The organism is Pseudoalteromonas sp. P1-8 (assembly GCF_001399985.1).
In the GTDB taxonomy this organism is placed as follows: domain Bacteria; phylum Pseudomonadota; class Gammaproteobacteria; order Enterobacterales; family Alteromonadaceae; genus Pseudoalteromonas.
Map to the genome: position 1 here is coordinate 44,118 of NZ_LJSO01000009.1, position 25,267 is coordinate 69,384.

General features: G+C 40.0%; 23 protein-coding genes. 12 read left to right on the forward strand and 11 right to left on the reverse strand.

Annotated elements, in window-relative coordinates:
- Positions 1–51: 51 nt before the first annotated feature.
- From AN213_RS13585 to AN213_RS13600, 4 genes are read left to right on the forward strand one after another with little or no spacing between them, the layout of a single operon-like run.
- Positions 52–864: a hypothetical protein gene (locus AN213_RS13585; protein WP_055198864.1), complete on the forward strand. Its 813-nt coding sequence runs from the start codon at positions 52–54 to the stop codon at positions 862–864.
- Positions 864–1,904, forward strand: coding sequence for an extracellular solute-binding protein (locus tag AN213_RS13590; protein ID WP_055198865.1), 1,041 nt, complete (start codon positions 864–866; stop codon positions 1,902–1,904). Before AN213_RS13585 ends, AN213_RS13590 begins: the two co-directional genes overlap by 1 nt.
- On the forward strand, positions 1,904–3,403 hold the full coding sequence (locus tag AN213_RS13595; RefSeq protein ID WP_054552193.1) for an iron ABC transporter permease: 1,500 nt from the start codon (positions 1,904–1,906) through the stop codon (positions 3,401–3,403). Before AN213_RS13590 ends, AN213_RS13595 begins: the two co-directional genes overlap by 1 nt.
- 11 nt (positions 3,404–3,414) lie before the next feature.
- Positions 3,415–4,425 carry an ABC transporter ATP-binding protein gene (locus AN213_RS13600; protein ID WP_054563066.1) on the forward strand — a complete coding sequence of 337 codons (1,011 nt, stop codon included), beginning with the start codon at positions 3,415–3,417 and terminating at the stop codon, positions 4,423–4,425.
- Between the two features lie 438 nt (positions 4,426–4,863).
- On the opposite strand, the gene AN213_RS13605 is transcribed toward AN213_RS13600, so the two are convergent.
- Positions 4,864–7,983, reverse strand: a complete 3,120-nt coding sequence (locus tag AN213_RS13605) for a TonB-dependent receptor (RefSeq protein WP_055198866.1) — start codon at positions 7,981–7,983, stop codon at positions 4,864–4,866.
- 34 nt (positions 7,984–8,017) lie between these two features.
- Entirely contained in the window at positions 8,018–8,881 is an 864-nt protein-coding gene (locus AN213_RS13610) for a S1/P1 nuclease (protein ID WP_055198867.1), read from the reverse strand.
- Positions 8,882–9,100: 219 nt separating this feature from the next.
- Between AN213_RS13610 and AN213_RS13615 the strand changes: the two genes are divergently transcribed.
- Entirely contained in the window at positions 9,101–10,003 is a 903-nt protein-coding gene (locus tag AN213_RS13615; protein WP_055198868.1) for a hypothetical protein, read from the forward strand.
- Complete coding sequence (locus tag AN213_RS13620) at positions 9,990–10,937, forward strand: hypothetical protein (RefSeq protein WP_054563070.1); 948 nt, start codon at positions 9,990–9,992, stop codon at positions 10,935–10,937. Before AN213_RS13615 ends, AN213_RS13620 begins: the two co-directional genes overlap by 14 nt.
- Positions 10,938–10,995: 58 nt before the next feature.
- On the opposite strand, the gene ushA is transcribed toward AN213_RS13620, so the two are convergent.
- The 3 genes from ushA to AN213_RS20570 form a co-directional block, all read right to left on the reverse strand.
- Complete coding sequence (ushA, locus tag AN213_RS13625; RefSeq protein WP_055198869.1) at positions 10,996–12,603, reverse strand: bifunctional UDP-sugar hydrolase/5'-nucleotidase UshA; 1,608 nt, start codon at positions 12,601–12,603, stop codon at positions 10,996–10,998.
- 75 nt (positions 12,604–12,678) lie between these two features.
- Positions 12,679–12,876 (reverse strand): hypothetical protein, encoded by a 198-nt coding sequence (locus AN213_RS13630; RefSeq protein ID WP_054563072.1) that lies wholly within the window; start codon positions 12,874–12,876, stop codon positions 12,679–12,681.
- A 231-nt stretch (positions 12,877–13,107) separates the two neighbouring features.
- Positions 13,108–13,176 (reverse strand): hypothetical protein, encoded by a 69-nt coding sequence (locus AN213_RS20570; RefSeq protein WP_350338400.1) that lies wholly within the window; start codon positions 13,174–13,176, stop codon positions 13,108–13,110.
- Between AN213_RS20570 and AN213_RS13635 the strand changes: the two genes are divergently transcribed.
- Complete coding sequence (locus AN213_RS13635) at positions 13,154–13,861, forward strand: peptidylprolyl isomerase (protein WP_374236548.1); 708 nt, start codon at positions 13,154–13,156, stop codon at positions 13,859–13,861. The two genes, AN213_RS20570 and AN213_RS13635, sit on opposite strands and share 23 nt — an antisense overlap.
- Before the next feature lie 55 nt (positions 13,862–13,916).
- On the opposite strand, the gene AN213_RS13640 is transcribed toward AN213_RS13635, so the two are convergent.
- Positions 13,917–14,330 carry an MAPEG family protein gene (locus AN213_RS13640; protein WP_055198871.1) on the reverse strand — a complete coding sequence of 138 codons (414 nt, stop codon included), beginning with the start codon at positions 14,328–14,330 and terminating at the stop codon, positions 13,917–13,919.
- Between the two features lie 166 nt (positions 14,331–14,496).
- Between AN213_RS13640 and AN213_RS13645 the strand changes: the two genes are divergently transcribed.
- Positions 14,497–17,382 (forward strand): insulinase family protein, encoded by a 2,886-nt coding sequence (locus AN213_RS13645; protein ID WP_055198872.1) that lies wholly within the window; start codon positions 14,497–14,499, stop codon positions 17,380–17,382.
- Positions 17,383–17,431: 49 nt separating this feature from the next.
- Here the strand turns inward: AN213_RS13645 and AN213_RS13650 are convergent, their stop codons facing one another.
- Positions 17,432–18,814, reverse strand: coding sequence for a Na+/H+ antiporter NhaC family protein (locus AN213_RS13650; RefSeq protein ID WP_055198873.1), 1,383 nt, complete (start codon positions 18,812–18,814; stop codon positions 17,432–17,434).
- Here AN213_RS13650 and AN213_RS20230 point away from each other — a divergent pair.
- The 3 genes from AN213_RS20230 to AN213_RS13665 are packed head-to-tail and all read left to right on the forward strand — an operon-like array spanning position 18,699 to position 20,000.
- Positions 18,699–19,085 carry a hypothetical protein gene (locus AN213_RS20230; RefSeq protein WP_162491360.1) on the forward strand — a complete coding sequence of 129 codons (387 nt, stop codon included), beginning with the start codon at positions 18,699–18,701 and terminating at the stop codon, positions 19,083–19,085. The genes AN213_RS13650 and AN213_RS20230 overlap by 116 nt on opposite strands.
- Positions 19,086–19,100: 15 nt before the next feature.
- A complete protein-coding gene (locus tag AN213_RS13660) occupies positions 19,101–19,505 on the forward strand; it encodes an NUDIX hydrolase (protein ID WP_054563077.1) in 405 nt (134 codons plus the stop codon).
- 3 nt (positions 19,506–19,508) lie between these two features.
- Positions 19,509–20,000, forward strand: coding sequence for a GNAT family N-acetyltransferase (locus AN213_RS13665; RefSeq protein ID WP_055198875.1), 492 nt, complete (start codon positions 19,509–19,511; stop codon positions 19,998–20,000).
- Here the strand turns inward: AN213_RS13665 and AN213_RS13670 are convergent.
- From AN213_RS13670 to AN213_RS13680, 3 genes are read right to left on the reverse strand one after another with little or no spacing between them, the layout of a single operon-like run.
- Positions 19,983–20,594: a membrane integrity-associated transporter subunit PqiC gene (locus AN213_RS13670; protein WP_054563079.1), complete on the reverse strand. Its 612-nt coding sequence runs from the start codon at positions 20,592–20,594 to the stop codon at positions 19,983–19,985. The two genes, AN213_RS13665 and AN213_RS13670, sit on opposite strands and share 18 nt — an antisense overlap.
- Positions 20,594–22,249: an intermembrane transport protein PqiB gene (gene pqiB / locus AN213_RS13675; RefSeq protein WP_055021213.1), complete on the reverse strand. Its 1,656-nt coding sequence runs from the start codon at positions 22,247–22,249 to the stop codon at positions 20,594–20,596. The genes AN213_RS13670 and pqiB overlap by 1 nt, the downstream gene beginning before the upstream one ends.
- Positions 22,246–23,484 carry a PqiA/YebS family transporter subunit gene (locus tag AN213_RS13680; RefSeq protein WP_054563081.1) on the reverse strand — a complete coding sequence of 413 codons (1,239 nt, stop codon included), beginning with the start codon at positions 23,482–23,484 and terminating at the stop codon, positions 22,246–22,248. The genes pqiB and AN213_RS13680 overlap by 4 nt, the downstream gene beginning before the upstream one ends.
- A gap of 140 nt (positions 23,485–23,624) precedes the next feature.
- Here AN213_RS13680 and AN213_RS13685 point away from each other — a divergent pair, with 140 nt between their 5' ends.
- A complete protein-coding gene (locus AN213_RS13685) occupies positions 23,625–24,401 on the forward strand; it encodes an ABC transporter substrate-binding protein (protein WP_236702929.1) in 777 nt (258 codons plus the stop codon).
- Here the strand turns inward: AN213_RS13685 and AN213_RS13690 are convergent.
- On the reverse strand, positions 24,390–25,190 hold the full coding sequence (locus tag AN213_RS13690) for a thioesterase family protein (protein WP_055198876.1): 801 nt from the start codon (positions 25,188–25,190) through the stop codon (positions 24,390–24,392). The genes AN213_RS13685 and AN213_RS13690 overlap by 12 nt on opposite strands.
- Between the last annotated feature and the right edge of the window lie 77 nt (positions 25,191–25,267).

Genomic DNA, 25,267 nt, shown 5'->3' on the forward strand with positions numbered 1-25,267 from the left:
CGTATATGATAATGGCTATCATTTACAATTAGAAACTTGGATGTCCCCCCTATGAAATTAGCGTTAAACACCGTTAAAACACTAGGTCTTAGCCTAGTATTAGCATCTACTTTTATTGCCCAACCTGTATTGGCAAATGGCCCAATTGGTGAGCACGTTAATCATCTAAAAGAAAATTTAAAAGATTACTCAGAAGACGTTGAGTGGATGATCGGTAAAGTTGACACCATGGTTACCGATTATGAAACAAAAGGCTCAAAAGCAGTTAACAGCGATGATTTAATTGAATACTGGGAATCAGTAAAGTTTCACAGTGCGATTGAAACGAATTATGTGCCGGTTTATGCATCAATCTGGCAAGGCATTTATGGTATCAAAATGGCCATTGATGACAAAAAACCAGCAAGCGAAGTACGTAAGCACCAAAAGGCCTTAAATGCTGCCTTGTGGCAGGGTCTTGGAGCTGTTAAACTTGCTGCCGACTTCCAGCAAAAAGGCTTATTAAAAGCTGTAAAAGCAACTGCTTCTGAAACAATGACGCAAAGCGCTACTATCGATGAGATCAAACATAAATTAGACCGTGTTGTTGCAAAATACGCAGAACGTTTAAGCGATGAAGCAACCCAAATTGTACACGATACTTACCTTCACTTATTCGAAGGTGTTGAAGGTACACTTATCGAAAAAGATGCGAAGTTAGTAGAAGTTCTCGAAAAAGATTTTAACGTAACCCTGCCTAAAGCTATTTCTGACAAAGGGTCTGTTGACCAAGTACGTGCAGTGGTTGTTGATATGCAAGAAAAACTAGATCGCGCTAAGGTGTTACTAGAAGAAGCCGAAAAAGCACGTAAGGATGTATTTTAGTGAAGCGTAGGACCTTTATTCAAGGCCTGGCTGCGTTTGGGGTGGTGGGCGCAATGCCGCTACCTCTTTCTCGTGCCTTTGCAGCCTCTGCTGCAAGCCCAATTTCAGTGAAAGACTTACCCGCCCTAGAGGGTGACTTAACCTTATATTTAGGCCGTGGTGAAGGTGGTTTGTACGAAAACGTACTGCAATCAATCCAAAAGAAAAACCCAAAACTTAATTTATCAATTCGCCGTGGCCCAACTGCTGCGCTTGCCAACATGATTGTGGCTGAAGCGAAAGCGGGTGTTAAACGTGCTGATTTATTTTGGGCCGTTGATTCAGGTGCGATTGGCTTAGTAACAGATGCAGGTTTAGCTAAAGCTTTACCATCTGATTTAGAAGCGCAATTACAACCGCAGTTTCGCTATCCGGGCTGGGCACCAGTGACAGGTCGTATTCGTACATTACCTTACAACACTAAGCGTTTATCAAAAGATCAGATCCCAGATAGCATAATGGCTATTGCCGATAGCGATTTATCAATTGGTTGGGCACCGGCTTATGCTTCTTTCCAATCATTTGTCACGGCAATGCGTATTCTTGAAGGTGAAGATAAAACGGCTAAATGGCTTAAGAAAGTTCAAAAACGTTCGAAAACCTATGCCGGCGAGCTTGGCGTAGTGATGGCCGTTGAACGTGGTGAAGTTGATATTGGTTTTGCAAACCATTATTACACCTTACGTCTTAAATCAGGTAAACCAGATGCAAACCTTGATCTTGCTTTTACCAATCAAGATGCCGGTTGTTTAGTTAATGCATCAGGTGTGTTATCGCTGACAGATAACCCGAACGCAATGAACTTTATGCGCTACTTACTAAGCTCAGAAGTACAAAGCTACTTAGCACGTGAAGCCTACGAAATTCCATTGATCCAAGGTATTGATCAGCCGGCAGGATTACCAGCCTTAGCGGATGTGTCACCGCCGAAAATCGATTTAACTCAATTGGCAGATTTAAGGCCAACACTCGACCTTATGCGCAGTAGCGGTGTTTTATAATGCGCATACCTGCTTCTTATCCCATGGCGCTGCTTGCAGCGCTTTTGGCGTTAGTGCCAGTTTATATTCTGATCACTTTAGCGAGTGATGCGACGGCTGTTTTTGATAGTCACAATTTAAAAATTCTTGGTAACACTTTATCACTTATGGTGTTAACTGTTTTAGGCTCTATTTTAATTGGCGTGCCTCTGGCGTTTATTAGTGCCTATGTTCAACTTCCTTTTAAAAAGCTTTGGCTTGTTTTGTTTGCAGCTCCACTTGCTATTCCAAGTTATATTGGCGCGTTTACTTTATATGCAGCATTTGGCCCCGGTGGTGAGATAAATCAGCTGTTAGGCTTTGAAACCCCGCCTATGTATGGCTTAACGGGTGCTGCCATTGTAATGACGCTATACACGTTTCCATTTGTAATGCTTACAACGCGTTCGTCTTTACTGAGCCTTGATGCCAGCATGGTAAACGCGGCTCGCACTTTAGGTATGTCGATGCCGATGAGTGTGTTTAAAGTCATATTACCGCGTGTAATAAACGGTATAGCAGCGGGCTCATTACTGGTTGCACTTTATACTCTATCAGATTTTGGTACACCGGCGATGATGCGCTTAGATACCTTTACTCGCGTAATCTATGTTGAATATAACGCCTTTGGTCTAAGCCGAGCAGCGATGTTATCGCTACAATTAATGGTGATAGTAGGCTTTTTACTGTTCATCGAATCACAAATTAAAACAGCTTCTGAGCGCCACGGTAGACCGCTGATGTTATTCCCATCTAACGGGCAAAAGTTAGCAATGCTGGTAACTTTTCTACCGGTTTTATTATTGGCTATTTGTTTACCGTTAGCCATTTTCACCCTTTGGCTTGCCCGTGATGGTGTTGCTGATTTTGATTTCAGCATAGCGTGGAATTCTGCTTATGCATCTGGCATTGCGGCTATTGTTGCTGTTGTGGTTGCTGTGCCTGTAGCGCACGCTGCCTTAAGTGGTAAAGTAGGACGCATTATGGAACGGGTTACTTATTTCGGATTTGGTATCCCGGGTATAGTGATGGGTACTGCACTTGTTTATGGTGGCTTGCAATTACCGCTTTTATACCAAACTCTGGCATTACTAGTGATTGCTTACGTGCTACGCTTTTTACCGCTGGCAGTTGGCTCTGTACGTACCAGCACTGAACACTTAGATTCGAGCTTAATCAAATCAGCACGCGTATTAGGCGCAAGCCCTCGTGAAGCATTTATGCGTATTACCTTACCCTTAACACTGCGTGGTATTATCGCAGGTGCTGCTTTGGTATTTTTAGAATCAATGCGAGAGCTTGAAGCGACCTTGTTACTTGGTCCAACAGGGTTTGAAACCCTATCAACTTATTTATGGCGTGTTTATGAAGCCGGTTATTTCGGTCGCGCTGCTATACCTGGCTTATTGTTAGTAGTGATATCAGCATGTGGCTTAGCTATAATGCTCTCAGGCGAAAAGCGCAGTCAATTAGAACATTAAGGATCAGTTTAATGCTATCAGTTAGTAAGCTGTCTATCGATTATGGTAGCAATCGTGTGGTAAGTGAACTTAACTTATCACTTGGGGAAAGTGAGATCCTCATGCTAGTTGGTCCAACTGGCTGTGGTAAAAGTACTATTTTACAAGCGTTAGCTGGGCTTATTCCTATCAGCGAAGGCGAAATTAATTTAGGCTCATGGCGTGCAACACCCAAATTAAAAGTACCACCAGAAAAACGAAAAGTGGGTATGGTCTTTCAAGATTTTGCGTTATTCCCGCACTTAACAGTGCAGCAAAATATTTGCTTTAGATTAACCGATACCTCAAAAGCTGATCATTGGATTAAGTTACTGGGTCTTGAAGCATTTCGTGATAAAAAGCCCGCTACCTTATCAGGTGGTCAAAAGCAGCGTGTAGCACTTGCGCGTACACTAGCTCACGAACCTGACTTCGTATTACTTGACGAGCCTTTATCAAACTTAGATGCAGCTTTAAAAGACACCCTTCGTTGGGATATTCGTAATGCATTAAAAGATGCTGGTGTACCTGCTATTTGGGTAACCCATGACCAAGAAGAAGCCTTATCTGTAGGTGACCGTGTTGGTGTACTTAAAGAAGGCATTATTCAGCAAATCGATACCCCTGAACGCTGTTTTAGCTTACCAAGCAATCGCTTTGTTGCGCGTTTTTTAGGTGAAGCAAGTTTCATTGCAGGTAATTGTGAAGGTGATATTGCCACCACTGATTTAGGTAATGCACCAGCTATTAGGGTTGATCATGATACTGCAAAAGTTGATGTATTACTTCGCCCTGATGATATTCACCTTATTCAAAATGCAGCTACTAGCAATGGTAAAGTGACATGGGTGCGCTACGAAGGTGGCAGTCGTTTATGTGCTGTTAAACTGGCATGCGATACCGTGGTGACAAGCCGTGTAAGCCATGAAGTGATGGTACGCCCAGGTGATGCAGTGCATGTATCTATCAATACTACACACCCACTTGCGGTATACGCAGCTTAAATAAAAATATCTGTGCAGGTCTAAATGGCCTGCATTTTTTAGAAAGCTTTCAGCCCTCAGCTGTCAGCCATCAGATGCAATGAATACGAGTTTTTAGCCCTCAGCCATCTGACGCGATGTGAAATCGCTGATACCTAGCAACTTGCTAACTTTCCTCTTGAAGCTTTACTCTCGTAACTCTTATCTCGTATCTCGTTACTATAACCATTCCCTGCTAAAGCTAGTCATACGAAAAGGTTTATCAGGTCCTAGGCTCTAGGTTTTAGGCACTAGGACGCGATGTAAAACCGCTGCTACCTTGTAACTTTCTAACTTTACTCTTGGAGCTTTACTCTTGCTAACTTTACTCTCGCAACTAGCAACTAGTTAACTTCTCTAAAACGTAAAAAGCCCGCCAGTAGGGGCGGGCTTTTGTTTTATAACAAGGTTAACTCGTTATTAGAATGTGTAACGTACACCTACACGCATTTCCCAAACTGATGCGCTGCTTTGAGTTGCAGTTTTACCATTGTTAGGGTTGAAGTCTGAGTATACGTAACGACCTTGGTCATCAGTTTTTACTGTAACCATGCTGTTACCAACAAAGCTACCTTTCTTAAGTACGCCCCAGTCATCGTTTAACATGTTTGTTAAGTTATCGATAACGAAGAATACTTCACCTTTGTGACCAGGCATGAAACCAGGTAACTCTTGAGTCATCTTGAAGTTAACTTTAGTGAACCAATCAGCATTTTGACGGTTACGACCAGAGATTTCACCACGAGCTAAACCTTGAGCAGAAATCCACTCGTTAAATTCATTAACCTCATCTGCAGTCATGTCGTAAACAACGTTAGGGTCATTCACTTCAGGGATATACATTAGCTGACGGCCGCCGTTTGAGTTGCTATCACCCCAAACGCCGTCTGAATCATCAAATGTATAGCTGTAAGGAAGACCTTTGTATGTTTCACTGAATAGGTTGAAACGTGTGTTGTAACCATCGAACAGCTCAGTTGTGTAACCTAATGTCATGGTAAAGCGATGTGGGATCTCGTAATCAGATGTGTGTGCACCTGGGTTAGTTGGATCGTATGTCGCTAAGTTACCGTAGTTTGAGCTCGCTACCGAGCTAGTCATAGGGTTAACATCTGTTGAATCAGTGTAAGCGTAAGCTAGTTGTACGCTAATGCCGTTATCAAAACGCTTGCTCATAGCAGCAGAGATAACATGAGACTCACCGCTATCGCCACTTACGTTAGTAAGAAGTAAATCGCCACGACGACCTTCTTTAGACTCAAGAATTGGACGACCATCAAACGTAGTTTCACCAGAATCTTGTAACGCGATATCTTCTAGGAAAGCAGCATCTTTACGTTTAGTGAATAAGTAATCAAGTGAGAATACATACTCATCTTCAGTTGTGTATGTTGCACCTACAGAGTATTTCCACTCTGATGGCATGTCGAAGTCTGGGTCAACAGCATTTACAGACGAGTCACCTGAACCAATAACTGTGTTTGCAACTTCATCGTACAAGCTTTGTGGTACTTCGTAACCTGGCGTGCCGCCGTTTACGTTTGGCGTAGCGAATAGGTCAACACCACCTCTGATTGATGTACCAATGTTAGTGATACCATCATTCGAGTATGAGTTAGATAACCATACATTCGGGTTACCACCAGAGAATAAGCCAACACCTGCACGTACTTCTAATGCATCCGTTGCATACCACTCAAAACCAACACGTGGTTGAATTAAATCGATGCCGTCGAATGTTGATTGATTGCTGAAACCGTAACGGTTTGTAAAGTTTTCATTGTAGTTAGGTTTGTCGTCACTTGTGTATTTGTCGTAACGAAGACCAAACGTTAATGTTGCATCTAAATCAGTGAAACTGTACTCATCTTGCACATATAAAGTGTGTTGTGCATAAGAGAAGTTAGCCGCAGCATCTGTTGGATCGTTAGTTCCAGCAGCGTTATTGTAGTAAACTCGATCAGCAAAACCATCTTCAAAATCATCTACAGAATTAAAACGCCACTCACCTTGAGTATGTTGTACGAATTGGTTAAATACGTCTAACTCTTCAAATTCGTAGCCAGCTGTGATCGTGTGTTGATCAAGGTAGTATGTACCTGCAATTTTTGCTGTAACTGTTTCGTAGCTTAGAGCATTTGATTGACGAGAATCATCTGGACCAATATAGATAGTACCGCCGTCTTCTGTACGAATTTGCATTTCACCAAAGCTACTTGCTGCATCTAAAGAGCGAACAGTCTGATCTAACTCTGATTTACCTAAACGAATCTCAGTTGAAAATTCATCTGACCAATCAGAGTAAAGTGAACCAATGATTGATGTAAATTCAGCACTTTGCTTGAAGAAGTGATTATCTAAAGTAACAGTGTTGCTGTAAGCATCTGATTGAGAAAGTGTAAAACCATCGTTGTAGTTATAGATTAAGTTTGCACGGTGGTCATCATTGATGTTCCAGTCTAACTTAACTAAGATTTTTTCATCTTCAACAGGTGCGCTTGATGGCATGCCACCTGCGTCATAACCGTAAACGTCTTGAGCGATTTGTTGCACACGAGAAACATCTGCTGCTGTAACACTACCAGTGTCTAGACCGCCGTAGTTGTATTGCTTTACACCTTCAAGTTTTTCGTAAGATGTGAATAAGAAAAGGCTATCTTTAATCAGTGGTAGACCAACGTTGAAGCCATAACGCTTTTCGGTGTAATCACCAGGATCCGCATCTTTTCCTTCAATTTTATCGCCTTTCATTGAATCATTTGTGTAGTCGAAGAAAACACCACCGTGTACTTCGTTACCACCTGATTTAGTAACAGCGTTGATGTTACACGATGTGAAACCACCGTATTGAACATCAAAAGGTGCTAGCTCAACTGCAACCTGTTCGATTGAATCAAAAGAGAAAGGAGCGCGGATTGTAGGGTAACCGTTTGAGCTTAAGCCAAAGTTATCGTTCATACGAACGCCGTCAAGCGTTAAGCTGTTAAAGCGAGGGTTACCACCACCACAGTTGATTGAACCACGGCTATCATCAATTGTTACACGTGGGTCGATACGAACGATATCTTTTAAGTCACGGTTGATAGCTGGTTGGTTTTCTAAATCTTCAAGTGTGAACGTTGCAGCTGGGCCTGTACCACCAGACATACGGCTGATAGGACGACCAGTAACTACGATTTGTTCTACATCAGATTGTCTCTCTAACGTAACATTAACTGGGTAGTCAGCACCCACTTGTAGGTTGATGTTGTTGAATGTTTGATCTGCGAATACGTCAGAATCTACAACAACGCGGTAAGGACCACCTACACGTAGGCCTTTTGCTGTGAAGTAACCCGCATCGTTCGTTTCAGTTTCTTTAGTTGAACCTGAAGGTAAGTGAACGATAGTAATCTTAGTGCCTGCAGCAGGGTTGCCGCTAGGACCTTTGATTTGACCCTTGATAGCAGATGTTGTTTCATTTGCTAACGCTGCACCACTCACACCAACACATGCTGCAATAGCAAGTGATAGAGCTGTTTTGCGGAGTTGGATTTTCATTATGTTATTTCCCGTGTTAGAGGTTATGTTTCATTTATAGTTTGCTGTCAGTTGGCATCTTAAGTGCCTTTACTAACGGTTTTGCTGATTCATCAAATAGATTATTTAATAAACCTGCCAATCTTATCCCGCCTTGTTGTAGGCGAGTTTTAACAATCGGTAAGTTTTTATAGATATAACTATAACTTACGTTTGTTTCATTTTCTTTATACAGAGAGTTTGCAATGTTATTAGATTCGATTAACCAATCGCTAGGTGAACTGGCAAGATAGTCCGTTATTAACGCTTGATTTGTTGTATTTATAAATTGCGCAAACTCAGTATAGGACAAATTTTCATTTTCAATGAGTTTTGTGTCCCACAAGCTATGTAAATTGGTATCTTGACCGAAGAATGTGACAGAAATATTGTTGCCGCCACGATCTTCACCGCGACCGGCATGAAAAGGTTGATGGCTATCGCCAACGAGGTGAACTAAAAAACGCAGAGCGAACTGTTTTTCACCTAAAGAAGCTTTTTGGTTTTGTAATACTGAGATTGAATATTCCATGCCTTCGAGGATATCTGACACGGTTTCTTTATTATGGTGGGTATTTGAGTCGTAATGAGGTTTGGCTTCACCTTCTTTAAAGTTAATGTAATGCCAGCGCGAAGATTTCTTTTGCCAGAATTTTTCTGGAGCAGAACGCATTTCATCAGCCCACGTTGCTACCTGTGGTAAAGAATCACCATCAAGTAAAGGAACTAATGCTTGCTTGGTGGTGTCTGTAATATGCTTAGATGCAATTTCACCAATAATACGGTGACCATTCTTACCCCATGCATTAGCAGGGTTACTTAACACCGCAGAAATAACTGGTGTCGATAACAGCAACATTTTTATTGTTTTTTGTAACATTGACTCAGTGTCCAAAAATGAATGTGCCCTGAAGCACGATTTCTTGATGCATATTTTCCTGAATTTAAAAGCAAATAGAAAGGACTCAATAAGATTCATAATTTCTTGTTCATATATGTTATTTATCAATAACTTAAAATATTCAGGTAAAATTACCTGTTGTAATAAGTAAGAATAATTGTTCAAATAGAGACAACGGAGCGTTGTTGGCTATTAAAATTGAATTTAAGAACAATACTAATAAAAAAATCGTCGATTGTTACATTTTTGTTTCTAGCAGTTATTTTGTTTTTTTATATCGGAATTTTGCAGGGCAAACCGGCTGTATCTGATATAGATGCATTTATTGAAACGTCTTTTCAATGTGATACTAAGTCAGAGGTTAACCTTAACGAGTTGGTGGTGTATTCATCAGGCAAAGTATTGGCTGAGGATGTAGCTAAAACTTTGTGCGCTGATGACATCATTAGTAAACAATACGGCAAGGTCACCTCTTATTGGGGTTATAAAACTTCAGACACAATTGAGTTTTTAGGTAAAGGGATTGCAGATTTGATCTTGGCTAAAGAAAACTTGATTAATGCCTTTATGGCCGAGTCAACCTATAACTACCAAGCAGTTGTTGGCTTTCCTGACTACACTGCTTATTTAATTTCTAGTAAAGAAAAGCCACGCATTGAAAAAAGCTACTTTTTAGATAAACGTATTGGTTTGCTTGATTACCCAACGAGCCGCTCTGGACACATTCTCCCTAAACAATTATTTAAAAAATTAGATATCAACCTAGAAAACCTAAATATCACTTACGCAAGTTCCCATACTGAATTAAGAGAGCTGCTTGCAAGTGGTAAGGTCGATTTAATTTCTTCTTATTGGCAAGACAGCGACCAGCAACGTTTTTCTAAAAACTACATTACGCCTATACGCGACAATATAAGTGGTAGTCGTTGGTATTTAAAAATGCAGGATGAAAACACCGACCTTTTATGTGCAGTTCAAGCGCAGTTAACCCAATTGGCACACAATCAAAATTCTCATTACTTTAATCATGTTGAGTCTTTTTGGGAATGTGAGTCGACTCAGCAAACAATGAAAGTAGGGGAAAGCAATGCTGCCAATTAGAGTAAAACTTGCTTATGGGGCAGTATTTATTAGCTGTTGCTTGGTTTTATTTGCCAGCTTTATTACAGCAAAAGCTTATAAGACAACAACTAATGATGCCCTGACTCTAGCAAAAGTTGAAAACCGCATTGCCCTTGATTTAAACCATTTAAATTTACCTGATGATTTTTTAAAGCATTCAGGTAGTAAAGATATGGTACTCAATTATATCGCGCGTCTTAATGCACAATTAGCTGACTCAGGCGTGATGGTTTACTCCATTGAGGGGATCTCTGATTATCCTGCCCGTGCAGATTTAATCACTAAGCAATTGCATGCACCACAAAAATCATTAACGGTTAGCTTTGTTGTGGCATCGTCTTTATTTGCTAAAGATGATATCGCAGTGTTTATTTTGGTGTGTTTATTTGCAGCTGCATTTACTTATTTATTATTTATAAGTGAACGCACTAAAATCCAAATAGCTAAACACGAACCAGAAGTTGCTGTTCAGGCAGAAGAAAAGCCTAAATTGATAGTCGATCTTCAAAATAAAACCTTGGCTGCTAGCTGTGCTGTTGATAAAACAGTGGCGCTTGCTAATAAACCGCTCTGCTTTTACCTTGCATTGGTTGAGTTTTGTATTGAACATCCAGATGTAGTGCTTAATCAAAATAAAGATGTACCAGAAGAATTACTGACTTTAGCAAACAAGTATTTTTACCGGTTAGTAGAGCTTGGTCACACAATACGTAAGCGCCCAAACTTTACCAATAGTTTAGAAAAAACATTAAGTGAAATTCGGGCAGCACTTGATGAAGTTTGGCAAGAGCAGCCTGAGATAAAAGAAACCTATTATCCACCTAAGGCCCATGGTGAAGGCTCCCGTTCTCGATTACATCATTACGGATTGAAAGCGATTGAGATTGCCGATATTGAAGTCATTGGGAAGTAATCTAGTTTAAAAGTAAAAAGGGAAGTCACTGGCTTCCCTTTTTCTATTTAAGTAGTCTTTATTTAGGGGCGTAATCAGCCGCTTTAACAGGACTATTTTGCTCAAAGAAACGTTTTAATGCCTGTGCATCTGTATCATCTGTACTCACAAAGCCTTTTTTATTGGTAAGAGTAGGGTAACCATCACCACCAGAGGCATTATAGCTGTTAATGCTCATACGATAAGTTTTAGCCATATCAAGTGGCTTTCCAGCAATTTTAACATCAGATAAAGTTTCATTGTCGCGCTTAAAGCTTAGCTTATAGTATTGTAAGTAAGCACCTGAATCAGGTGGGAAAGAAGTAACAACTTGTAAGTAGTCAAATAGCTCTTGGCCTGTCATATCAATATAGGTGATACGGTTTTTAAAAGGATGAACTTTTAAAATATCTTTATAACTTACATCGCCTGCTTGAATGCTATCGCGAATACCGCCACCGCTTATCAAACCAAAATCAGCACCCACTGACTGCATTTGTGCAGCAATAATAACGCGTGCTAAGTTTACTTGCTCATAGCGTACTTTATTGCGATCACCTTCAAGTTTTGCATCCACGTTACCTATTTTACCAGCAATTTGTGCTGCGCCTTTTTGCTGATAAACCGCAAGGATGTCTTGTAAGTTTTTGTTTGGTTCAATGTACTCAGCCGCTAGCTTTTTATTACCGTTTTCATCATCGATATAAAGATTTACAGGAATAAGTGAGTAATTGAGCAAAGTTAATTCATCGTTTTCTAATTTGAATTCAGCTTTACCAACATATTTACCCCACTCATGGGCTTGCATGATCCAAGTACCATTTTGTTGGTCAGGCTTACACTCTTTACCTGGCATAAAGCTTTTGTCAGCAACATTGGCTTCTTTCATACACACAGGCTCTTGTGAATGACCGCCAACAATAATATCAAGCATCCCTTTTGGTAAATTGCGCGCCATAGTCACATCACCGGGTGCGTTAATACCAAAGTTAGCATCAACATAGTGACCCATGTGAGTAACAGCGATGGTAATATCTGGGTTGTATTGTTTATCAATTTCTGGAGCTAACTTTGCAGTAACGTCTGTAGGGTCTTTAAATTCTAGACCACCGATATATTGCGGGTTACCGATTTTAGCGGTATCTGTGGTAGTTAAGCCGATTACAGCAATTTTAAGTCCGTTCTTTTCAAAGATTTTATAGCCTTGGTAACGAGTTTCACCGGTTGTTTTATCGATGATATTTGCTGATAAAAAAGGGAAGTTTGACCATTTTTGTTGTTGATCAAGTACTGCCAGCGGATTATCAAACTCATGGTTACCAATTGCCATGGCATCATAACCAATTACCGACATACCTTTAAAATCGGGCTCTGCGTGTTGTAAGTCAGACTCTGGAATACCCGTATTGATATCGCCACCAGAAAGCAGTAAAACAGCATGACCTTGTGCTTTGGCTTCGGCTTTTAGTCGATCAATTAAAGTCTTACGAGCAGCCATGCCATATTCACCTTGTTCGTTATGCCAAAAACGACCATGGTTATCATTAGTATGAAGCAGAGTTAAATATTGGGCTGAATCAGTATTATTAGAAGAGGAGCTACATGCGGTTAGGGTAACCAGTAGCGATGTTAGTAAAAAAAAGCGCATAATTGTTTGCCTGAATAGAGCAGTAGGTTAATTATGCGCTTAGTTTAAACGACTTAAGTTTAAATTAAATGTCTTTTATAAACTTTTGTCGCTATTTTCTGTATTTAGTTGTCCTGTTGCGGCAAGTTGTCTGCGTTGTAGTTCTTGTTCTGCGTAATGAGACTTTTGATGATTATTGCCGACCATCCAATTTAAAAAACTAGCGGGTAACTTACTGTAAGGCTCACCTTGGTGTAGGCCAAAATCGCATATTGCGTTCTCTTCATTCGCCATGGTTCATTCCTGTGTGTTCATTGTTGTCGTGCTGATACTAACAAACTGAGCCTATTTGATAAGACGATTTTGATTTATTCTTTAAATTTTTTATAACCATAATGAATACATGGTGTAAATTAATGTAACTGAGATGTAATTGCTTTGGCGCGTTTTGTGTAACTGTTTTGTTTGCTATTTAAGCGTCTTTCTATTTTGTTTAAGCTTCTTGCAGTTATATAATAAAAATTATCAGGAAAGATAAACAATGAAAAAACACCTACTTGCAACTGCTTTATTGGCTAGCTGTTTTACAGCCAATGCTACTATTGTTGAAATGCAGACAGATCTGGGCAGTATTACTGTTCACCTTTATGATCAACACACACCTGTTACCGTTGAAAACTTTTTAAACTATGTTGCAGATGGCAGCTACGACGGTACTGTTATCCATCGCTCAGTTGATAACTTTGTTTTGCAAGGTGGTGGTTTTAAATTTGATACTGATTTTGAGGCGATAGAAACTGCTGACGCTATTACCAATGAGCCAGAGCTGTCGAATGTTAAAGGTACCATTGCAATGGCCAAGCTTGGTGGTAATGCTAATAGTGCGACAAGTCAGTGGTTTTTCAATTTAAAAGATAACAGCGCTAACCTCGACTTACAAAATGGTGGCTTTACTGTTTTTGGTGAAGTAACTGTACAGAGTATGGATGTTTTAGAACAAATCACCTCTTTAGTTCATTGTGGAGAAATCCCAGTAGTAAACCTTAATGAAGAGCAGTGCCCAGATACAACGTCAGGTTTCAGTGGTGAAAACTTATTTTACATTAACAGTGTGACTGTGATTGATGATGATCCTAATTCGTCTGCTTCTTTATCACCAAAAGAGAACACGCTAATTGATGAAGATAACTCTTCAGACAATGATGGTAGTAGCTCAGGCGGGAGTCTTGCGTGGATGCTATCTTTATTAGCTCTTGCAGGCTTTAGTCGTCGTAAATAATTCCAACCATTAATAAGGCGCTAAAAAGCGCCTTATTTCTTTGTATTGATGATTATTAGAAAATTCTAACTAAAATCAGCACCCACATTATTAGCATTATAAAGCTACTGATAACGAAACTATAATAGCGCGCCTTCAAGGTGTTTGAAGTTAAGTGTATTACGCTATGAATAATTCTTAATGCAACATAAACCCAAGCAAGGGCAACAAATACAGTACCTACAGCATTGACTTGCAGAGCTGTTAAACACGCAATAAAAAACAGCACAGGCATTTCGAATTGATTGATAAAGTTACGATCTGCTACGCGAACATTATCCCCAGCCTTTTCAAGCTCCATTGTTAAGAAGTCTTTCATCTCGATGGTTTTTTGTTTTGCAGCACGAAAACGACGCTTACCCATAATGTACATAACAGTAAAAGTCAGAAAGACTTGAGTGAACATTGCTACAATTAGCCACTTTTCCATAGCTCATCCTTTGTTATAGTTATTGCTATTAATCTTAACCGTAAGTATTGCATTTTCACAATGTGTTACAAAGTTTTGCTGTAACTTAGCTGAAAAGCATTGAATTGCGGCGCTCGAAAACACATGATAAATAAAAATTTATTCAATTTCTAATGGATACAAAATAATGAAAAAAATAATGGGACTCAGTGCAATCGCTTTTGCAGTGTTAGCTGGTTGTTCTTCTACTTCTACCACAACGCCTCCATCTGCTAATACTAACCTTATTCCTGACTCGTTAGTTATCAGCCCAAACGACACCCGTGAGTACAAAACATTAAAACTAGATAACGAAATTGATGTAATTTTGATTTCAGATCCTAGTGCTGAAAAATCAGCTGCTGCTTTGAGTGTAGGCGTTGGTTTATTGCACGACCCTATGTCGCAACAAGGCATGGCGCACTACCTAGAGCATATGCTGTTCCTTGGTACAGACCGCTACCCAGACACTAAAGGTTACAGTGATTTCATGACCAAAAATGGTGGCGCACATAACGCTTACACCTGGTTAGATATCACAAACTACATGTTCAAAGTAAACAATGATGCCTACGACGAAGCACTTGACCGCTTTGCTGATTTCTTTAAATCACCAAAGCTTTACCCTGAATACACAGACAAAGAAAAAAATGCGGTAAACGCAGAGTGGTCAATGCGTCGTGAAATGGACTTTTTTGGCCAATTTAAACTGGCACGTCAAATGATGGGCTCACACCCTGCAAACCGTTTCTTAATTGGTAACCTAGAAACTTTAGGTGACAAAGAAGGCAGCAATCTGCATAAAGAAACCGTTGCTTTCTATAACAAATATTATTCATCGAACATTATGAAAGTGGCGATGATCTCAAATCGTCCACTGGCTGAAATGGAAGCAAAAGCTAAACAGTATTTTGCTGATATTGAAAACAAAAAAATCGAAAAACCAACGGTGACTGATAAGTTAGACTTTTCTGTTGCTGGCGGAAAGCGTGTTTACTACTCACCAAATGAAGATGTAAAACAACTACAGTTAGAGTTCACAATTGCTGATAACAGTTCACAGTTTGCGGTTAAACCAAATCGTTTTGTTTCATACCTTTTAAGTAACGAAATGCAAGGCAGCCCAGCACAAATACTACGTGATAAAGGTTGGGTATCAGGTTTATCGTCTTCTGCTTCACCAACGCAATATGGGAACTACGGAAGCTTAACAGTTGATATTGAATTGACTGATGCCGGCATGCAAAACCGCGAAGAAATTGTTGCTATGGTTATGCAATATATTGCACTTATCAAAGATCAGGGTGTTGATAGCAAATACTTTAATGAAATTCGTACATCGTTAAACAATTCGTTTCAATTCCTCGAAAAAGGAGATGAGTTTGGTTATGTAAGTAACTTAACTGATAGCATGCAAAAGTTCCCTGTGAACAACGCAATTAACGCACCTTATTATTATGCAAAGTTTGATGCAGATGCGGTGCAAAATGTCCTTTCGCAATTAAACGAAGATACTTTACGTATTTGGTATATTTCAAAACAAGAAGAGACAGATTCACAGCTGCATTTTTACGATGGTAAATATCGTATTGAAGATATCAGTGAGTCAGAAGTTGCAAGCTGGAATAAACCAAGTGAATACGCGTTAGCATTACCAACAGTAAACCGCTTATTACCTGAAAGCTTTGCAATTAAAACAGCTGAGTTTAAACAACAAGCGCATCCTGAACTGGTATTTGATAAGCAGGGCGTTAAAGTTTGGCGTCAAGCAAGTCAGCAGTTTGCTGAGCAGCCTAAAGGTCTTGTTGAAGTTTACATTAATACGCCAGATGCCCTTGAGAATGTAAAATCACAGGTTCTTTACTCAATTTGGGCTGATCTTTATAACTTACAACAAAGTAAATTAAGCACAGAAGCCGCTGTTGCAGGTATGAGTTTAGGGTTACAGCCAAGTAATGGCCTTGTGTTATCGCTTAGTGGTTTCACTGATAAACAAGATGTACTTTTAGCTCAGGCCCTTGAAAATCTAACCTTAGAGGTGTCTGAAGAAGGTTTTGCCCAAGCAATCGATCGTTTTAAGCGTGATTTACTAAATCAGCAAAAACAGTTCCCATTCTATCAAGCATTCGGTGAGTACTCTAAGCTTACTCGTAGTGGTAAATTTGACACCGAAACCTTGATTGCAGCGGCAGATACACTAACCCTTGCTGATTTCGCGGCTATTAAAAAATCTACACTTGCTGGAAATGATTTACGCGTATTCACTTTTGGTAACTATAACCAAAACGATGTTGAATCTATTGCGAGTAAGCTAACTGCAATTTTACCTAAAGGTCATGAAGCGACTGAGTTTGCCAGAAGCAAAGCTTGGTTACCTCAGACAGGTGAACGTATTGTACTGCAAAAAGATATTGATGTAGCTGATGTAGCAATTATTGATATGGTTGTACACCCAACACCTGGCTATAAGCAAAAAGCGCAGGCACAAATCTTACAAAGCCACTTTAGAACTGTAGCGTTTGATAAGTTACGTACTGAAGAGCAATTAGCTTATGCGGTTGGTGCGTTAGCGCGTCCAATCGAAGATTATTCTGCATTAGGTCTTTACATTCAAACACCGGTCAAAGGCCCTAAAGAGATGCAGGCGCGCTTTGATGAGTTTAAAAAGCAATACGCAGTTGAGCTTGATAACATGACAGAAGAAACATTTGCACAACTTAAAAATGCAACGCTTGTGTCTTTAAAAGAGCAACCTAAGAATTTAAGTGATGAAATGTCGCCGCTTATTTCTGATTGGTACCGTGAAAACTTTAACTTCGATTCTAAAGAAAAGCTTATCGCTGAAGTTGAAAAAGTAACCTTGGCTGATCTGAAAGGTTATTACAAGAAAACGATGCTCAATAGTGAAGCTGCGCGTTTAAACATTCAAATGCGTGGTAGTAAGTTTGCAGACAAGCCATTTGCTGATCTGAAAGACCAAACAAAAGTCGAAAACTTAGAAAGTTTTTATAAAGGCATTAAATTCCAAAACTAATTTAATAGTTGATAAACAAAAGCCCAAGCTATTGCTTGGGCTTTTTAATTTATGCGATAAGCAAAAATCCTATAAATGCAGCAGTTGCGGCAAGTAAGGTATAAGGCAGTTGCGTGATAGCATGGCTGACTAAATCACACCCTGAGCCTTGTGCAGCAAGTACGGTGGAATCTGAATAGAAGCAGGCTTGACTACCAAACGATGACGCCGACAACAAAGCACCAATCACTAAAGGAATATTGGCATCAATTGCGTAAGCCAGTGGCATCACAATAGGGATAGTCACTGCGAAAATACCCCAGCTTGAACCCGTTGCAAAAGCAAGGACTGCCATTGCTAAGAATACTACCGCAGGTAAGTACTGTGCTGTCATATAAGGGCTTAATGTATTAATGACATATTGCGGTAGCATTAATTGGTCACACACATCTTTAAATATAAATGCAGCAACCACAGTCCCAATAGCGGGGATCATGCTTTTAAAACCATCAAGCATACGCTCAACGAGTTCTGACAATGTCATTAACTTTTGTAACATGTAAAAAGGTAAAACAACGGCAAAGTTTGCAAGCAACCCTTTAAATACGTCAATGTCAAAGTAAACAGTAAACGCAACAAGTAAAACTATCGGCACTAAAAAGTTATAGAGTTTGCCGTTTGATGCTGCTGTTTCAAAGTTTTCTTCCGCTGCTTTCACTGCATATTCATCTGCTGTTTGAATATCTGTGTATTGGCTACTTGAGATCTCGATTTGATTATTCATGGCACGTAGTTGTGCTTTTCTCATCGGACCAAAAACAGGGAACACATTTAAGCTAACCAGTAATACCACAATGACTGCAAACCAAGCATATAACATATAAGGGATTGCTTGAATGTAGACGGCAATACCTTGGCCTTCTGGTGCAACATTATTATCAACTAACAAGCCACCAAAAAAAACGGCCCATGTTGAGAGTGGTACAAGCACACAGATAGGTGCAGCCGTTGAGTCAACAACATAAGCGAGCATTTCACGGCTAATTTTAAACTTATCGGTGATACGTTTCATGGTTGCACCGACGGTTAATGCATTTAAGTAATCATCAATAAAAATAATCACACCTAGCACAAAGGTCATCACTAACGATGAGCGCTGGCCTTTGGCAAACTTTAAGGCTAATTCTGCGAAGGCACTTGCACCTCCTGTTCTCACTAATAAAGCGATTAATGCACCAAATCCACCACAGACTAAAATTAGCCAAGCAATGGTTTCGTCTTGCATTATTTTTAAAGAAATATCAGCAAAATCGGCTAACACAGCGGTTGGGCCTAGCATGGCTAAACCAAACAAAGATCCAATTAGTAAAGATAAAATAGGGCGGCGTAAAAATACGGCCAAAACCACCACCAATACTGGCGGCAGTAAACTTAACGCAGAAGGTTCTTGCATTATATTTTTCACACAGTTAAGCAATACGAGATTGCTTAGAGAAATCAAAAGTCTATTGACTCAATTAACTGCTTTACGCGAACACACTTTTATGGACCCTTTAGGGAAAGTGCCTGCGTTGGCTGGCGCCAGACAGTATAGAGGGTATACTGCTTTTGTTTTGCCCAAAACATCGCAAGAAAAAATAATCCTGAATATTAATTTAGTCAATAACAATTTTTATTGGAGTGATAATTACTTTACACTCATCAATAACGTCACTTTTTATTAATTGAGCAAAAGGGTTATGGCTTTTTCAGATACTTACAGACTCAGTAGCCATGCGGTTATCACCAATAACCAAGGTCAGGTGTTATTACTAAAAGCTGATTACGGTCAAAAAAGTTGGGGGCTACCTGGTGGAGCTTTAGATAAAGGTGAAACCATTCATCAAGCGTTGCTTCGTGAATGCCAAGAAGAGCTTAACTGTGATGTAGATATCGCTTATTTAAGTGGCGTTTATTATCACACAGCATTTAACTCTCATGCGTTTATTTTTCGTGCTTATATAGCTGATGACGCTGAGATAATGTTGAGTAATGAGCACACTGAGTATGGCTATTTCGATATTGACGAGTTATCTAAAGTACAAAAAGAGCGTGTTCTAGACTGCCTTAATTTTACCAATGATGTCGTTAGTAAGGTGTTTTAATACATGTTAGATATATATTTACGTGCCGGGCAGCCTGATGATGCGACTTTTATCGTTGAGCTTTTAAACCAAGCAACATTTTTGGAGCATATCGGTAATAAAAATATTAATACGCCCGCACAAGCTGAACATTATATTCAACAAACCTTTATAAATAGCCACCAGCAATTGGGCTGTGGCAGTTATATTGTATGTTTAGCTGATGATACACCTGTTGGAATGGTAGGGCTCTTTCAGCGCGACGCGCTAGCTATTCCCGATTTAGGATTTGCCTTGTTAGCTAAATATGAAGGCAAGGGTATTATTACATCTGCTGCTCGGTTATTGATGGCAAAAAAACACGTATTAGAGCTTGGTGTGCTTGCTGCAATAACCTCGCAAACAAATATTGGCTCACAGAAGGTGTTACAGAAACTTGGTTTTGAGTTTATAGGCGATGTCATCATTAACGATGACAATCAGCCTCTAAAACTCTTATTAAAGAGCAAGCTTTGATACTTCGTTTGCAACCTGTTTGTTGACCTTTAGCCACGTTGACTCAAGTGTTGCGACAAGCCCTTCGTAATCACTGTCTTGTAGTGGTGTAAGCTCATTAAAGTAATTGACCGCCTTTAACTTTCGGCCAGATTCAGGGTTTGTGTAGTACAAACGCCAAAGCCCTGCAATGTTGGCATTGCCTTGCTCATCGCCGTTGAAGTGATGTAGCTCATATTCTAATTCATAGAAACTTTGCTGATCTAAATCGGTGATCACCGGTAAACCTTTTATTACCATCCAATTATCAAGCTCAGTGTAAAGCTGTTGATGGGCACTGGCGGTTAACATTAAATCAGGTGATTCGCTCCATAAATGGTAGTTAGCAGCATTGACTCGGTTGTTGTCGAGAACCATAGCAATACCACGATTATTAAGCGCACCACGTAGCTGTACGGTATTAATTCTGAGCTGAGCTTGTGTATTCTCAGCTAAGCGCTGCATTGCAATAATTGGCTGCGAAAATTGATAATACTCAATAGTCGAGAATGACGTTTGACTGCAGGCCGAAAGTAATAGCGCTGATGCAACTGAAGCACAGAGTTTATAGTTCATTATTGTTTCCTCGGCGTTGGGTCTGCTGGTAGCTCTTTATCAAAGATCAACATATTAGGTTGCTGGTTTAAACCTCTTGTGAGTGGCTGCAGCTCTTCACTTAAACGTTTAAATTCAGATAAAGTTGTTTGCAACTGCTGGTGGAATGTTGAGCCTTGCTCATAACTTGCCATAGTTTTTTCAAATTGTTTCATTGTTTTATCGAACTGTTGCATGCTCTTAGTCATTTCTGCAAAGTTGCGATTAATATCACCCGGTAAGTCTTGTGTATCTTGCTTATTTAGTAGCTCTCTCATGTCATGAGCAAGCGCTTGGTACTCGGCAAAGGTGGTCTGCATTTGTGCCAAGCTATCTTCAATTTTAAGGTTATTTACTTTATTCAATACATCAGAGACTTGGTCGGCTATGACTGTAATACCGCTTGATACACTCGGGAATACGGTATATTCAGCTATCGTCTTTAACTCGGCGGGCTCTGCGTTATCGTAAATATCTAAGTCAACATACACCGCACCAGTGAGTAAGTTACCTGGCTTTAAAGAGGCTCGAAGACCATTTTTGATCCAGCCATCTAAACTTGAATACCAAAACTCGCGTGCTGCTGCACTGTCGTGGTAGAGGCGCCCATACTCAATTTTTATCAGGGCAGGTACTGCGGTGTTATCGGTTCTAAAGTGTGCAGGCTTACCATCTATTATCACACTTGCAGGTGCTTCAACTACACTACCGATGCGCATACCTCGGTATTCGACAGGAGCGCCAGCGCGTAAGCCGCGAATTGATTGCTCAAAGTCGATTAAGTAGTAGTCAAAATCGTAAAAGCGTTCTTCTAAGGCGGCTTTGTAGCTATTACTTAAAGAAAAACTATGGCCGTTACTGGCAACTTCACCGGGCGCTTGTTGCTCAGGAATACCAACAGAAATACCGCCTTTTAGCAATTTACTTAACGAGCCTGTATTAACATTAATACCATCTGCAGAGAGGTCTATTTCGATGCCTGAGTTTACCCAGAAAATAGAGTTTAAGGTGATCAAGTTTTGATATGGCTCATTGATAAAAATGCCATATTTCATCGCTTGATTCTTCCAATCAAAGGTGGCGGTTTCTATTTGGCCAATTTTGTAATCTTTAAAGTAAATACCGGTACTCACATCAAGCACTTCTGCGTTATAACTTAATAGGGTGAAGCGCCCACCTTTTACATCTTTACCAATTAGAGCCGGTTCATCTTGTAGCTCAAATCTTTCGGCCAGCTTTTTACTCTCTCCCGGTGCAAATTCTAAATATACACCAGAGAGTAGGGTACTCATGCCGCTTATGCCGGTATCGTCAATCCGTGGTTTTACCACCCAAATTTTCGCATCATCTGTGAGTAAATCGTCGTAATGTTTATCGATTTGCGCCCGTGCGATGACGCTATTTTGTTTATCTGATAAACGAACATGGTCGATTTGGCCAATCTTCACGCTACGAACTTTTATTTCTGTTTTACCAGCTACAATACCTTCTGCATGAGGCATTTTGATAAAAATGGTGGTGCCTTTATTTGCTTGATACTGGTACAACATCCATGCGCCGATTAATAAGGCAATAACTGGAATGATCCAGATTGCTGATATATTTGGCGCTGTTTTTATTTTAGCGGTTTCGCTCATGCCAAGGTCTCTTGTTTCGCAGTACTTAAGTTATCTGGGTTATCCCACAATAAACGTGGATCAAACGCATGGGCTGCCAACATCTGGCAAATAACCATGGTTGTAAAAAATATTGTGCCAATGCCAGGTGTTACTGACATTAAGTTTCCGAGTTGCACTAAGGCTACTAGAATCGCCACAACAAATACATCGATCATTGACCATTTACCAATAAATTCAGTCAATTGATAGATACGTGTATAGCTTTTAGTTTGTCTGTTTGCTGGCCTCATCACCATAAAACATAAAAAACTTAATATTAGCGCTTTGGCAAGGGGAACAACCACACTCGCTAAAAAGATGATCATTGCGATAGGGTACGAACCACTATTCCATAAAATCATTACGCCACCAATAATAGTTGATGGAGTTTCATCGCCAAGGCTTGTGGTGTACATAATAGGATAGACATTGGCTGGAATATAACAGGCCACTGAGGTTAATAACCACGCTGCGGCTTTTTGCACACTAAAAGGATTACGACTGTAAGTTTTAGAGTCGCAGCGTGAACAGATTTCGGTCGCACACAGTTGCCCACAAACATGACATGCTCTTAATCCTTGATCAATAGCACGCGTGTTTGGCTTTGTTTGCTCTATGTATTCAGGTTCTTTTAATTGTTGCCACAAGGTGTGCTTATTTAATTTTGCTGTGGCTGCCACATAACAAATAACAAAAGCGCTATAGGCCCAAAAGCTTACACCAAATTCAATATCGGCCATCGACATGATTTTTACCATACTGACCATCACGCCAATTAAAAAAATCTCTGACATGATCCAAGGTTCTAACGCAAAGGTGGTTTTTAACAGTCTTTTTCCCCATTGATATGGTAACGCTTTTAGTAAGCCTAGATGTAGTGGAATTATGAGTACTAATAAAAGAAGGGGCAGACCAATAATACTGGTGTCGATGAACAAACCTAAAAAGTCGTTGTCGTAATTAAAGAGAATACGAGCGGCATCGGGTAAGGTGATTGTTTGGGTAATACCACTACTGGTAAAAGACAGGAATGGATAAAACATACTACTCAGTAGCATAACAATAGCACTTAAACTTAGTGCGACCACCATACTATCTTGGTTAGCTTGCGATGCCGAAAGCTTTGTATTGCAATGAGGGCATATTGCCACTTGTTTTGCACTTAAGTGTGGGATCTCAATGACAAGATCGCAGCTAGGACAGGCTGTTTGCAAACTTTGGGTCTCTTAAACAAGAACTTAGTTAAGTTTGCATCAAATAGTGTATAAATTCAAATGCACCTTTGTTTAATATAAGCTAATATTTGTACAAAGCGATTACGCTTTTTAATACATTTAATTCTTTAAGGTGAGCAGTGAAGCAATTATTTATCCTTTTAATGTTGTTTGTTAGTGTTAAAGGTGAGTGTTTATCTGAGCCAAATACGCAAAAAACCATTGTTGTTGCTGCGAGCGCCTCTTTACCTCCTTATGTTATAGAAGACACTAACAGTGGCATTCAACTCGAAATATTGAAAGCTGCTTTCAAATCGCAAGGCATTTCTAATATCGATATCCATTACATGTCTAATAAGCGTGCTGAGCAGCAACTTATGCAGGGCAAGGTTGATATTGCGCTGAACTTTCCACCTGTACTTACTTCACATGTATATAAGAGCGATGAACTTCTCCGCTATCAAAATGTGGCGGTTAGCCTTGCTGATAAAGATCTTAAGATTAGTAGTATCTACGATTTAGCAGGTAAAAGCGTGCTTGCGTTTCAAAATGCGACTAATTTCATTGAAGCACCTTTTAAATCGGTTACTAACATTTTGCGTTCTTACGAAGAAGTAGTTAACCAAGAAGCGCAAGTTGATCACCTTATGAAAGGCTGGGTCGATGTAATTATCCTAGAGCGCCGAGTGTTTTTATACTATCTAGAAAAATACAAACAAAGCGCTGAGGTTAAACCTTTTATTGTGCATGCAATTTTTAAAGAAGCACCAAGACCTGCGTTTTTTTACAGTAAAACCTTAAAAAACACCTTTAATTTGGGTCTTGGTGAGATCATTGAGTCAGGCCAGTACCAAGCAATTATTCGCCTTGATGGGACTGAGTACGCGCAACTTTCAGAGCCTGAGTTACGCGAATAACGCGACGGTTTGGCGGCTCAGTGCAATTAGCTTTCCGCTTTCACTCCAAATACAACCATCTTCTAGCCCATAGCCATCTTTACTATGATGTGTAACTGCTTCGTAGCCAATCCAAGCATCATGGGCAATTGAAGGTTCTTCAACAAATTCTATGTACCACGACATGCTACTTGCAGGTGCGGGTTGCTTATACATTTGTAATAAGGTTGGTGGCCATGCATCTGTTAGGGCGATGATGTGGGCTTCAGTCATTTGCTCTGGTACATGTTTGAATTTCATCCAACCACCTAAATGTGAGGTATCTGCTCCAGAGAATGGCATATTACCGTCTTGTAAACACAGTGCCACATGTTGGAAGAATGCCGGCATCACGCCTTCTTTATAAGGTAGGATGAAACGCTCATCAACCGGTTTTAGCTGCATAGTTTTAGTGACATCTACACTAACATCGGACTGACGCTCAGCCCCAAAACAGGCTTGTGTAATAACACAAACATCGCCATTTTGAATCACTTTTGCTAGTACCTGCGCACTGTTTTTGCCTTCACGTAAGACTTCAACGTCGATTGAAAAATCATTGTCAGCGATTAACGGCCCAACAAAGTTAGTGCTTAAAGATAGTAAGCGGCGAGAGCTATCGATATGCTGACGTATAGCTTGATATAATAAAGCTGCAGATAATCCACCAAACGCTGTGCGGCCTTGGCACCAGTTTTCTGGAAACTGCATTACTTTTGTTTTGTCTTTGCCTAGTTCAGTTGCCATGGCGAGTAATTGTTCAAAATGCATAATTTTCCTTAACATTTATTGTTATGGTGTTTGTTATAGCATAGCCAAAGTCATCAGACCAGTTTGTTTATCCTGCA

Bases quoted from the DNA above. Each gene is read 5' to 3' on its own strand.
- AN213_RS13585 (WP_055198864.1), top strand. From the start codon at position 52: ATGAAATTAGCGTTAAACACCGTTAAAACACTAGGTCTTAGCCTAGTA.
- AN213_RS13595 (WP_054552193.1), top strand. From the start codon at position 1,904: ATGCGCATACCTGCTTCTTATCCCATGGCGCTGCTTGCAGCGCTTTTG.
- AN213_RS13600 (WP_054563066.1), top strand. From the start codon at position 3,415: ATGCTATCAGTTAGTAAGCTGTCTATCGATTATGGTAGCAATCGTGTG.
- AN213_RS13605 (WP_055198866.1), bottom strand. From the start codon at position 7,983: ATGAAAATCCAACTCCGCAAAACAGCTCTATCACTTGCTATTGCAGCA.
- AN213_RS13610 (WP_055198867.1), bottom strand. From the start codon at position 8,881: ATGTTACAAAAAACAATAAAAATGTTGCTGTTATCGACACCAGTTATT.
- AN213_RS13620 (WP_054563070.1), top strand. From the start codon at position 9,990: ATGCTGCCAATTAGAGTAAAACTTGCTTATGGGGCAGTATTTATTAGC.
- ushA (WP_055198869.1), bottom strand. From the start codon at position 12,603: ATGCGCTTTTTTTTACTAACATCGCTACTGGTTACCCTAACCGCATGT.
- AN213_RS13630 (WP_054563072.1), bottom strand. From the start codon at position 12,876: ATGGCGAATGAAGAGAACGCAATATGCGATTTTGGCCTACACCAAGGT.
- AN213_RS13640 (WP_055198871.1), bottom strand. From the start codon at position 14,330: ATGGAAAAGTGGCTAATTGTAGCAATGTTCACTCAAGTCTTTCTGACT.
- AN213_RS13645 (WP_055198872.1), top strand. From the start codon at position 14,497: ATGAAAAAAATAATGGGACTCAGTGCAATCGCTTTTGCAGTGTTAGCT.
- AN213_RS20230 (WP_162491360.1), top strand. From the start codon at position 18,699: ATGGCTAAACCAAACAAAGATCCAATTAGTAAAGATAAAATAGGGCGG.
- AN213_RS13650 (WP_055198873.1), bottom strand. From the start codon at position 18,814: ATGCAAGAACCTTCTGCGTTAAGTTTACTGCCGCCAGTATTGGTGGTG.
- AN213_RS13660 (WP_054563077.1), top strand. From the start codon at position 19,101: ATGGCTTTTTCAGATACTTACAGACTCAGTAGCCATGCGGTTATCACC.
- AN213_RS13665 (WP_055198875.1), top strand. From the start codon at position 19,509: ATGTTAGATATATATTTACGTGCCGGGCAGCCTGATGATGCGACTTTT.
- AN213_RS13670 (WP_054563079.1), bottom strand. From the start codon at position 20,594: ATGAACTATAAACTCTGTGCTTCAGTTGCATCAGCGCTATTACTTTCG.
- pqiB (WP_055021213.1), bottom strand. From the start codon at position 22,249: ATGAGCGAAACCGCTAAAATAAAAACAGCGCCAAATATATCAGCAATC.
- AN213_RS13690 (WP_055198876.1), bottom strand. From the start codon at position 25,190: ATGCATTTTGAACAATTACTCGCCATGGCAACTGAACTAGGCAAAGAC.